This is a genomic window from Bartonella sp. LB28NMGDW (assembly GCF_042194435.1).
GTDB lineage: Bacteria > Pseudomonadota > Alphaproteobacteria > Rhizobiales > Rhizobiaceae > Bartonella > Bartonella grahamii.
Window position 1 is genome coordinate 1 of record NZ_JBHIMX010000155.1, and the last position, 612, is coordinate 612.

Genomic DNA, 612 nt, shown 5'->3' on the forward strand with positions numbered 1-612 from the left:
CCCAGCTTTATGCAACGAATGAGAATGTAAAGGGTGTCAGTGATGATCTTCAGACAGTTGCTAAGAATGCGTCGAAATATTTAGGTGGCGGTGCTGATGTCTTAAAAGGGACTGAACCAACCTATAAATTAGATGATAAAGAGTATCATGATCTTTCTGGTGCGTTTGGTGGGGTTGATCAAGGCTTCAAGGATCTTAAGGATCAAGTTGCTCAGAACAAAGATGAGGTTTCTGAACGTCTTCAAGATGCGTTGTTGTGGGATGACGGGAAAGGTGCGTTTGTCGCACAGCATGGTGCAGATAAGAGCAACAGTAAGATCACGTCTCTAGCAGCAGGTAATATCTCTAAAGATTCAAGTGATGCAGTAACAGGTTCTCAGCTTTACGGCTTTGGTAGTGATGTTGCTCAGTCTTTGGGTGGCGGAGCCGGTTATGAGAATGGTCATTGGACAGGTCCTCATTTCAAGTTCAAAGGTGTCAATGCTGATGGTTCATCAGAAGATAAGAGCTATGATAACGTCTCTGTTGCGTTTGCAGGCATTGGTGATAGCTTTGAGAATGTTATGAAGAGTTTTGATGACAAACTCAAAGATATAACCACTTCGGCACAAG

1 pseudogene is annotated in these 612 nt (G+C 43.1%); it reads left to right on the forward strand.

The annotated features are described in order from the left end of the window. Window positions 1-612 (forward strand): annotated as a pseudogene (locus ACFIKG_RS09770) (adhesin); the annotation flags it as partial.